This is a genomic window from Pseudomonas sp. NPDC087598, from assembly GCF_044743525.1.
In the GTDB taxonomy this organism is placed as follows: domain Bacteria; phylum Pseudomonadota; class Gammaproteobacteria; order Pseudomonadales; family Pseudomonadaceae; genus Aquipseudomonas.
The window spans coordinates 33,791-44,265 of the sequence record NZ_JBIUWQ010000054.1 but is presented as its reverse complement, the minus strand read 5'-3'; the positions used below and the strand labels follow the sequence as shown (position 1 = coordinate 44,265).

9 protein-coding genes are annotated in these 10,475 nt (G+C 60.5%); all 9 read right to left on the bottom strand.

Annotated elements, in window-relative coordinates; genetic code table 11:
• On the bottom strand, window positions 1-275 hold a 275-nt coding region (locus tag ACIOWE_RS23780; RefSeq protein WP_401396548.1), incomplete at its 3' end, for a CvpA family protein.
• Window positions 276-373: 98 nt separating this feature from the next.
• Window positions 374-1,024, bottom strand: coding sequence for an SPOR domain-containing protein (locus ACIOWE_RS23775; RefSeq protein WP_401396545.1), 651 nt, complete (start codon window positions 1,022-1,024; stop codon window positions 374-376).
• Window positions 1,008-2,315 carry a bifunctional tetrahydrofolate synthase/dihydrofolate synthase gene (gene folC, locus ACIOWE_RS23770; protein WP_401396542.1) on the bottom strand — a complete coding sequence of 436 codons (1,308 nt, stop codon included), beginning with the start codon at window positions 2,313-2,315 and terminating at the stop codon, window positions 1,008-1,010. The genes ACIOWE_RS23775 and folC overlap by 17 nt, the downstream gene beginning before the upstream one ends.
• The gene (accD, locus tag ACIOWE_RS23765; RefSeq protein WP_103304867.1) at window positions 2,312-3,232 is read right to left on the bottom strand and encodes an acetyl-CoA carboxylase, carboxyltransferase subunit beta; all 921 of its coding nucleotides are present in this window, start codon (window positions 3,230-3,232) and stop codon (window positions 2,312-2,314) included. Before accD ends, folC begins: the two co-directional genes overlap by 4 nt.
• Window positions 3,233-3,436: 204 nt before the next feature.
• Entirely contained in the window at window positions 3,437-4,063 is a 627-nt protein-coding gene (locus ACIOWE_RS23760; protein ID WP_401396540.1) for a phosphoribosylanthranilate isomerase, read from the bottom strand.
• A 65-nt stretch (window positions 4,064-4,128) separates the two neighbouring features.
• Entirely contained in the window at window positions 4,129-4,953 is an 825-nt protein-coding gene (gene truA, locus ACIOWE_RS23755; protein WP_034152768.1) for a tRNA pseudouridine(38-40) synthase TruA, read from the bottom strand.
• Between the two features lie 274 nt (window positions 4,954-5,227).
• Window positions 5,228-7,894, bottom strand: coding sequence for a FimV/HubP family polar landmark protein (locus tag ACIOWE_RS23750; protein ID WP_401396537.1), 2,667 nt, complete (start codon window positions 7,892-7,894; stop codon window positions 5,228-5,230).
• Between the two features lie 208 nt (window positions 7,895-8,102).
• Window positions 8,103-9,113 carry an aspartate-semialdehyde dehydrogenase gene (locus ACIOWE_RS23745; protein ID WP_401396534.1) on the bottom strand — a complete coding sequence of 337 codons (1,011 nt, stop codon included), beginning with the start codon at window positions 9,111-9,113 and terminating at the stop codon, window positions 8,103-8,105.
• A 275-nt stretch (window positions 9,114-9,388) separates the two neighbouring features.
• The coding region (asd, locus tag ACIOWE_RS23740; RefSeq protein ID WP_401396531.1) for an aspartate-semialdehyde dehydrogenase at window positions 9,389-10,475 on the bottom strand (1,087 nt) is incomplete at its 5' end.

Below are 10,475 nucleotides of genomic sequence, written 5' to 3'. Positions count from 1 at the left end.
CGAACCAACTCGCCGATAAGATAATTGATCATTGCGCCCACGATCAGTGTGGCGACAAACATGATGGCACAGCCCGCGATCACGCGAGCCGATGGGGTTTCGATGTATCCGGCGAGGTACTCGGACAGTGAGCCACCGAACATCCAGGCGACGACTCCTGCGATGATCCAGGTCACCAGCGATAATGCTTCCTTGACGAAGCCGCGGCTCAAACTGATCAAAGCGGAGATGGCGATGATTGCAACGATCGCCCAGTCAACCCAGGTAAATGGCACAGTGCAGCCTACAGACGGATAAGGCGGCGCATTTTAGCAGAGCGCATGGCTATCGGTAAGCTGCGATTTTCAGTGCATTTCAATCGAAGTGATAGTTTTTAGCCGCGCTCAGGCTGGAAGCGTACGACAAAACCCTTGAGGTTCTGCTGACGGCCCAACAGATCACGCAGACGATCGGCTTCGGCTCGCTCGATCAGCGGACCGACGAACACCCGATTCTTGCCATCGGCAGAACGGATATAGGCGTTATAACCTTGGCTGCGCAGGGTTTTCTGCAGGCTTTCGGCGTTGGCGCGACTCGACAGGCTGGCCAGTTGCACCGACCAACTGACCGACAGACCGTTGGCATCAACACGACTTTGCGTGGTGTCAGGCTTACTCGATGCAGCGGCGATCGGCTGGGCAGGCGCAGGGATCGGCTTGGCCACCGCAGGCGGCGTTGCAGGCTTGGCGATAGCGATAGGAGCAGTTGGCGCCGGCGCAACCGGGGCAACAGGAGCCGTGTCTTCTGCGACGTCTTCATCCGTCGGCACTGGTTCTTGCGGCAAGGTTTGCGGCTCAGGCACGGCCACGGTTTCCATTTGCACTTGCGGCACGACAGGCGCTTGCGGCGCGGCGGGCGCATCGACAGTCACCTGACGCTGCTCATCCTGACGGGAAAACAGCATTGGCAGGAAGATCACCGCCAGCGCCACCAGCACCAGGGCACCGACCATGCGCTGCTTGTACGCTTTATCCAGCAAAGCCATTTGCCGCTTCCTCCGTGGAGCGCCGGGCCAGCCATTCAAGGGCCTCGGCGACACAATAAAATGATCCGAACAACAGAATCTCGTCGTCACTGGTTGCAACTGCACACTGCCCTTCCAGCGCGGCGGCAACACTGTCGTAAGACGTGACCGATGCGCCAAGGTTCTGCAATGCGGCGTCTAATTCTGCAACCGGACGAGCGCGCGGCGAATCCAGCGGCGCTACAGCCCAGTGCTCGACACTAGCATTCAATTCGCCGACAACACCATCCAGATCCTTGTCCGCCAGCAGACCGAACACTGCCAGACGCTTGCCGATCGGCGGTCGCGAGGCCAAACGGCGGGCCAGATACTCCGCCGCGTGCGGGTTATGACCGACATCCAGCAGCAGGTTCAGGCGCTTGCCATTCCATTCGAACGCACGGCGATCCAGACGGCCAACCACGCGGGTCGCCTGCAGAGCCGCAATAATCTGCTGCGCATCCCACGGCAAACCAAGCAGCAGATACGCCTGCAACGCCAGCGCGGCGTTTTCCATCGGCAGATCGAGCAGCGGCAAATCGTGCAGCTCGACAACCTGACCCTGCGCGTCGGTACCGCGCCACTGCCAATGCCGATCGGTTATACCGAGATCGAAATCGCGTCCGCGCAGAAAGAACGGGCATGCCAGTTCGTGGGCCTTGTCGAGCAACGGTTGCGGAGGATTGAGGTCGCCACACAAGGCAGGTTTGCCCTGGCGGAAAATCCCGGCTTTCTCGAAAGCCACGGATTCACGGGTATCACCCAGATAATCGGCGTGATCGACGCCAATGCTGGTGACCAATGCGATATCGGCATCGACCACGTTGACCGTGTCCAGACGCCCGCCCAGGCCGACTTCCAGCACCACAGCGTCAAGCCCGGCCTGTTGAAACAGCCAGAACGCCGCCAGGGTGCCCATTTCGAAGTACGTCAGGGAAGTTTCGCCACGCCCGATCTCGACGGCAGCAAAGGCTTCGCACAGCTGTGCATCAGTGGCTTCGACGCCATTGAGCTGCACCCGCTCGTTGTAACGCAGCAGGTGCGGAGAATTGTAGACACCAACGCTCAGGCCCTGCGCGCGCAGCAACGAAGCCACGAACGCGCAGGTCGAACCTTTGCCGTTGGTGCCAGTGACCGTAATCACCCGAGGCGCCGGCTGGCCCAGCCCCATACGGGACGCTACCTGTTGCGAACGCTCCAGGCCCATGTCGATGGCGGACGGATGCAACTGTTCCAGGTAGGCGAGCCACTCGCCAAGGGTGCGCTCGATCATACGTTGGCAGGCACCGGTGGAACGACGATCGGCTCGATCGGCGCAGCGACGAATTTCGGCGTCGGCTTGCCGGTCATTTGTGCCAGCAGGTTACCCAGGCGCGGACGCAGTTCCTGACGATGGATGATCATGTCGATCGCACCGTGCTCCAGCAGGAACTCGCTGCGCTGGAAGCCTTCCGGCAGTTTTTCACGAACGGTTTGCTCAATCACACGCGGACCGGCGAAGCCGATCAGGGCTTTCGGCTCACCAACGATCACGTCACCGAGCATCGCCAGACTGGCGGAAACACCACCGTAGACCGGGTCGGTCAGCACGGAGATGAACGGAATGCCTTCTTCACGCAGACGCGCCAGCACAGCCGAAGTCTTGGCCATCTGCATCAGCGAGATCAGGGCTTCCTGCATGCGCGCACCGCCGGAAGCGGCGAAGCAGATCATCGGGCAACGGTTTTCCAGTGCGTAGTTGGCAGCGCGCACGAAGCGCTCACCGACGATGGCGCCCATGGAACCGCCCATGAAGCTGAATTCGAACGCCGAAACCACCACCGGCATGCCCAACAGGGTGCCGCTGACGGAGATCAGTGCGTCTTTCTCGCCGGTCTGCTTCTGGGCAGCGGTCAGGCGATCCTTGTACTTCTTGCCGTCGCGGAATTTCAGACGGTCAACCGGCTCCAGATCGGCGCCCAGTTCGTTGCGACCTTCGGCATCGAGGAAGATGTCGATGCGTGCACGTGCGCCGATGCGCATGTGGTGGTTGCACTTTGGGCAAACATCCAGGGTCTTTTCCAGCTCAGGACGATACAGCACAGCCTCGCAGGACGGGCATTTGTGCCACAGACCTTCAGGCACCGAGCTCTTCTTGACCTCCGAACGCATGATCGAAGGGATCAGTTTGTCTACTAACCAGTTGCTCATGCTTTCTTTCTCCAGTACCGGCGGCCCGAACGCTCTGGTTCGCAGCCCCGCGTATGCCCTTCAGCTAAATTCATGTGTGTGGCGATGATGGGTGAACAGCCACGGTCAGCGCGAAACATGACCTGCGTACTGCTCACAAACCCTCAGCCACGCCTGCTTTGTGCAAGTGCATTGATGGACGGCGGCAGACTGCCAGCCGTCACATCAATATGGAGCTTTGCGTACGGCGTCGATGAACGCCCGAACCTTCGCGTGATCCTTGATGCCTTTGCTCGCCTCTACCCCACCGCTGACGTCGACGGCGTAGGGTTTCACCCGGGCCACGGCGTCTGCGACATTTTCCGGGGTCAAACCACCCGCCAGAATCAATGGTTTGCTCAAAACCTGCGGAATCAATGACCAGTCGAAGGCCTCGCCGGTTCCGCCGGGCACGCCTTCGACGTAAGTGTCGAGCAGCACGCCGCTGGCGCTTGGGTAAGCATCGACGGCAGCAGCGATGTCATCGCCGGCCTTGACTCGCAGCGCCTTGATGTACGGACGATGCCAGCCTTCGCACTCTTCTGCGGACTCATCACCGTGAAACTGCAACAGATCCAGCGGCACCGCATCGAGGATCTCGCCCAACTCACAGCGGCTGGCGTTGACGAATAACCCCACCGTGGTCACAAACGGCGGCAACGCCTTGATGATCGCCCGCGCCTGCTGCACGTTTACAGCACGCGGACTCTTGGCATAGAACACGAATCCGATCGCATCCGCCCCGGCCTCGACTGCGGCCAGTGCGTCTTCTATGCGGGTAATCCCGCAAATCTTGCTGCGAACGGCTGACATGTCGATAAAAATCCCAAGGCAAAATCCGAGAAAGTCCCGGATGGTAACAAAAGCGTTCGAGGGCGTCAGCCGTCAAGTTCGGAGAAACCCGTAAGGAAATGTGGCCCGATAAAACGCTCGGGCAACGGGAATTCGTCGTGATACTCGACCTGCACCAGATACAACCCATAAGGATGCGCTGTCACACCACCGGAGCGGCGCTCGCGGCTTTCCAGCACTTCTTTCATCCACTCGACCGGCCGTTCGCCGGCACCGATGGTCATCAGCACGCCGGCGATGTTGCGCACCATGTGATGCAGAAACGCGTTGGCGCGAATGTCGAGCACGATCATCTTGCCGTGGCGGGTCACGCGCAGGTGGTGCATCTTCTTGATCGGTGACTTGGCCTGGCACTGACCGGCACGGAATGCGCTGAAATCATGGGTGCCGATCAGATACTGCGCGGCCTCGGCCATGCGCTCGACATCCAGCGGGCGGTGGTTCCAGGTGATTTCTTCGTTGAGATGCGCCGGACGGATCTGATCGTTGTAGATCACGTAGCGATAACGCCGGGCGATGGCTTTGAACCGCGCATGGAAATGCGCCGGCATCACTCGCGCCCAACTGACGCTGATGTCGTGGGGCAAATTGATGTTGGCGCCCATGACCCAGGCTTTCAGCGAACGATCAACCGTTGTATCGAAATGCACCACTTGCCCGCAGGCATGCACACCGGCATCGGTACGCCCGGCGCATTGCAGCGAAACCGGCGAGTTGGCGACTTTCGACAAGGCTTTCTCGAGCTCTTCCTGCACCGTGGCGACGCCGGTCAACTGCCGCTGCCAGCCGCTGTAGCGCGAGCCTTTGTATTCAACGCCAAGCGCGACGCGGTAAAAGCCGTCGGGCGCCATTTCGGCGACCGGGTTATCTATGTTTGCCAAGGTGGGACAGCCTGCTGTTTTTTGCAAAGGTGGGCATTATAGAGCCGTGGACAGTGGATACCAGAGAGTTCTCTATAGGCTGATCCGGCCCCATCGCTGGCAAGCCAGCTCCCACAGGAATTGTGTGCGCCGCCAAAACTGTGGGAGCTGGCTTGCCAGCGATGGCGATAGCACAGGCAAACAGAATCCGGCACAAACAAAAACGGCAGCCTCAATGGCTGCCGTTTTTTTGTTTAGCGCTGAATCAAGCCAGGTTCTTAAGCATTTCCTTGGCTTCATCACGCTGTTTCTCGTCACCCTCGGTCAACACTTCGTTGAGGATTTCGCTAGCGCCATCGTTGTCGCCCATGTCGATAAAGGCCTGAGCCAGATCAAGTTTAGTGGCGACTTCATCGGTACCGGCAAGGAAATCGAAATCGTCTTCGCCCAGATCATCACCGATTGCCGCATCGGCTTCGGTGAAGGTCGGCTCGGCAATGCTTTGCGACAGACGATCCAGCTCAGCGTTGACGTCATCCAGCTCAGAAGCGAAGGCATCAGGTTCAGCCGCAGGATTGCTGTCCATTTCGTCAGCCAGCGACAAGTCGAAATCAGCCGGCAGCTCCAGATCATCCTGTGGCACGTCAGCAACGACCGGCGGCTCGACCGGCGGCAGATCCTTCACGCCCTCGTCCAGATCCAGCAGGAAGTCATCGTCCGCCAGATCAACCGCTGGGGCTGGCTCGGCACCGAGGTCCAGATCCAGGTCGAAATCCGACAGATCGTCCAGATTCTCTTTGATTTCAGTCTGCTGTTGCAGCACCGACTCGAAGCTCAGGTCATCGTCCAACGGGAATTCGTCCAGCTCGACCGGTGCTTCCGGCTCGACGACTGGCTCAGGGGTGACCGGGGTGATGTTGTCGAGATCGTCCAGACTCAGGTCGAACGCGCTATCCAGATCATCTGCAACCGGAGCCGGTTCCGCAGCCGGTACTTCCGGCTCATCCAGCAGCAAATCCTTGACGTACTGTGCGTCCAGCTCGGCAGCGACAGCGGCGGCAGCCAAACCGGCAGCAGCCACCACAGCCATGGCCGGGAAGCGGCTTTTCAGCTCTTCGACCTTGGCGAAGTTATCGCCATTGGCAACCAGTTGGCGCTCTTGACCGACGAACGCATCGCGATCGCCTTGCTGACCGTAGACTTCCATCAGTTTCAGGCGCAGATCGCTACGCTGCGGCTCAAGACTGACGCCCTCTTCCAGCAGCGCAGCAGCCTGATTCAGGCGACCGGCGTTGATGTGCGACTGGGCCTTGTCCAGCACGTCATCCGAACGCTCGCCAGCCGGGGCTACCAGTGGCGCGGCAATCGGTTCAGCCATGACCACTGGAGCGACGATCGGAGCTGGCGTTGGAGCAGCTACTGGCGCAGGAGCCGGTGTATTGAGTTTGACGCTGGCGGCCGGGGTTTCCAGACCTTCGAAGCTGCTTTCCGGCAGATCCTGTTCGGCGGAGAACTCTTGCTCTTCAGACAAGGCGCGAGCCATGCGCAGGTGTTTCTCGGCTTCCTGCTGGGCTTTGCGGCGACGGGCCAGCAGCAACAGCAAGAGCAACAGAACCACGGCACCACCACCGATCAGACCCAGCAGGATCGGATTGGTCAGCAGCTCGTTGAAGGTCTTCTCGTCATCGACCACAGGTTTAGGCTCGACCACCGGCGTTTCCGCAGGCGTCTCGACCGGTGGTGCAATGGCGGATTCTGGCGTCGGCGATGTCGGGGCCGCTTCGGCCGGCGTTGCTGGCGGTGTCGCGGCCAGTTCAGCGGTGATCGCCGGAACCGGCGCAACAGCGCCATTCGTCGCAGGCGCGGCGCCCGTACCTTCGGCCTGCATCTTCGCCAGCTGATTGTTCTTCAGCTCGATCAGTTTCTGCAGCTTGTCCAGCTGACTTTGCAGATCGCTCATGCGGCTTTTCAGTTCCTCGTTGTCACGACGGGTCGTGTCGAGGCTTTCCTGAGTCACTGCCAATTTGTTGCTCAACGCCTTGGCGTCGCCCGCCGGGCCTTTGCCGCGCGCCTTGGCGCTTTCGGCGGAGACCAGGCTCAGATTGTCGCTGGTGTTCTGCGCGGCGCCGGTGTTGGCGCGACCGCGCTTGGTCGCGTCGAGCTGCTGTTGACCGGTGCCAGGCTTGGTCACGTAACGACGACCCTGACGCCAGGCTTCGTTCTGTGCCGCAACTTCAGCGATGGCCTTGGTTTGTGGCAGCGCGGTGCTTTGCACCGAGTCCGGCAGACGCAGCACCTGACCGGTTTTCAGCCGGTTGATGTTGCCGCCGATAAACGCATCGGGATTCAGCGCCTGAATCGCCAGCATGGTCTGCTGCACCGAACCGCCGGTGCGCGCCTTCGCGGCGATTTCCCACAAAGTATCGCGCGGCGTTGTGGTGTATTGAGTCGGGTGAGTGGCGCCAGTGGTCGGCGCGGCAATAGTCTGCGACGGCGCCGGTTGCGCGGCGGCATCAGCGGTCTGCGGCGAGAACTTCGACGGGTCCAGCAGCACGCTGTAATCGCGCAGCAGACGGCCGTTCGGCCACATCACCTGCACAAGGAATTTCACCATCGGTTCCGACAGCGGCTTGCTCGACGTTACGCGCAGCACGCTTTTGCCGCTGGCGTTGAGCACCGGGGTGAACGTCAGGTCATTGAGGAAGGCCTGGCGATCAACGCCGGCCTTGGCGAAATCTTCAGGGGAAGCCAGGCTCGGCACCACTTCGGCAGCGGTGAGATCCTTGACGTCGAGCAGCTCGATTTCAGCCACCAGCGGCTGGTTCAGGGTCGACTTCAGGGTCAGCTCCCCGAGCCCGAGGGCATGCGCCATACCGGAGGACAGCGCCGAGGCGGCCGCTATTGCTAACACCAGTTTGCGAACTTGAACCATAGCCTCATCCTTTGTTTGAACGTTCCTCGGCCAGCGAGAAGATGTTGAATACCGCTGCCGTAAGGCATTGCGCGCGACGACGACAGATGTCGCGCGCGATCATTTCTTTGATGCCCCGGAAAGTCCCGGAGGGTGAAACGTTATCGAGTGCTGCGGGCAAGCATAGCGCTCACCTAGAATCAGTCGACAAATTGTTGCCAAGTATCTTTTACAGCAGGTCTTTTATCAACAATTCAGCCACCTGCACAGCGTTAAGGGCTGCACCTTTGCGTACGTTATCTGACGTCAGCCACAGATTAAGTTCCGCCGGGTCGTCGACACCGCTGCGCACGCGACCGACATAGACAACATCCTGCCCTACCGCGTCACCGACTGCGGTCGGATAATCGCCTGCTTCGACCAGCTCGATGCCCGGTGCAGCTTCGAGCGCGGCGTTGACCTTTTCCAGGTCCACAGCCTTCGCTGACTGCAAGGTCACGCTAAAGCTATCGCCAAAAAACACCGGGGCTTGAACGCAAGTTGCGGAAATCTTTAATAAAGGCAACGTCAGCACTTGGCGCAGCTCGCGCACCAGGCGTTTTTCCAGCAGCGTGTGACCCTGCGCGTCAGGCGTGCCGACCTGGGCCAGCAGGTTGAATGCCATCTGCCGATCAAAGAATGTCGGCTCCAGCGGGCGCATATTCAGCAGCTCGGCGGTCTGGCGCGCCAGCTCGGTGACGGCCTCGCGGCCCTGGGCGGAAACAGCCAGATTGGCGGTGATGTTGACGTATTGCAGGTCGATCAGATCGAGCAACGGCGCCAGCACCACGGCGAGCGTGGCGGCCGACGGGCTTGGGCTGCTGACCTGAAATGGCGCTGTCAAACCGGCAAGGACAGCGGCGTTGGCTTCCGGCACCACTTGCGGTGCCTGATCGGCCGGCAAGGCACCGGAAAGATCGATCAGCGAGCAACCGGCCGCTTGCGCGCGAGCGGCGTAGCTCAGGGTGATGGCCGGGCCGGCAGCGAAGAACACCAGTTTGACCTTGCTGAAATCGAACTCGTCGACTTCACGCACGCGCACGTTTTTGTTGCGAAACAGCACCGAACTGCCGGCGGACTCACTGCTGGCCAACAGGTGCAGGTTGCCGACCGGAAAGTCGCGCTCTTCGAGAATCTGTACGAGGGTTTCGCCGACAGTACCGGTGGCGCCGATCACGGCAATATCTAGGGTCTGGGTCATGGAGCGAGCCTCTGGCGAAACGGGGGGAGCGGCACTTTACCGGGTGACTGGCGCACAGGCAATTTCTGCCGGGGATTTGTGCCGCAGCTACTGGCCTCATCGCTGGCAAGCCAGCTCCCACAGGTTTTGTGGTGTGCATAAAATCTGTGGAAAACACCGATCACTGTGGGAGCTGGCTTGCCAGCGATGAGGCCGGTACAGGCACCTGAGAAACACCAGGCATAAAAAAACCCGCACCTCTCACAAGGCACGGGTTCTTTCATTGCATCAAGCGATCAACGCTCCAGCAAGATCCGCAGCATGCGACGCAGCGGTTCGGCCGCGCCCCACAGCAGTTGGTCGCCGACGGTGAAGGCACCGACGAACTGCGAACCCATGTTCAGCTTGCGCAGCCGGCCGACTGGCACGTTCAGGGTGCCGGTGACCTTGGTCGGGCTCAGCTCCTGCATGCTGATCTCGCGCTGGTTTGGCACCAGTTTGACCCAAGGGTTGTGCTGACTGATCAGCCCTTCGATATCGGCGATCGGCACGTCTTTGTTCAGCTTGATGGTCAGCGCCTGGCTGTGGCAGCGCATGGCGCCGATGCGCACGCAGATACCGTCGACCGGGATCGGGCTCTTGAAACGACCGAGAATTTTGTTGGTCTCGGCCTGGGCCTTCCACTCTTCGCGGCTCTGGCCGTTCGGCAGTTCCTTGTCGATCCACGGGATCAGGCTGCCGGCCAGCGGTACGCCGAAGTTTTCGGTCGGGTACGCGTCGCTGCGCATGGCTTCGGCCACACGACGGTCGATGTCGAGGATCGCGCTGGCCGGATCGGCCAGTTGATCGGCAACAGCGGCGTGGGTCGCGCCCATCTGCTTGATCAGTTCACGCATGTTCTGCGCGCCGGCACCGGAAGCCGCCTGATAAGTCATGGCGCTCATCCATTCCACCAGACCGGCCTCGAACAAGCCGCCCAGACCCATCAGCATCAGGCTGACGGTGCAGTTGCCGCCGATGTAGTTCTTGGTGCCCGCATCCAGCTGCTGGTCGATGACCTTGCGGTTGACCGGATCAAGAATGATCACCGCGTCATCGTTCATGCGCAGGCTGGAAGCCGCGTCGATCCAGTAACCCTGCCAGCCGGCCTCGCGCAGTTTCGGGAATACTTCGCTGGTGTAGTCGCCGCCCTGGCAGGTCAGAATCACGTCGAGGGTCTTCAGCTCATCAATGCTGTAAGCATCCTTGAGCGGAGCAAACTCCTTGCCAACGGACGGGCCTTGGCCACCGACAAGGGAAGTGGTGAAAAACACCGGCTCGATTAGATCGAAATCCTGCTCTTCCAGCATCCGCTGCATGAGCACGGAACCGACCATCCCGCGC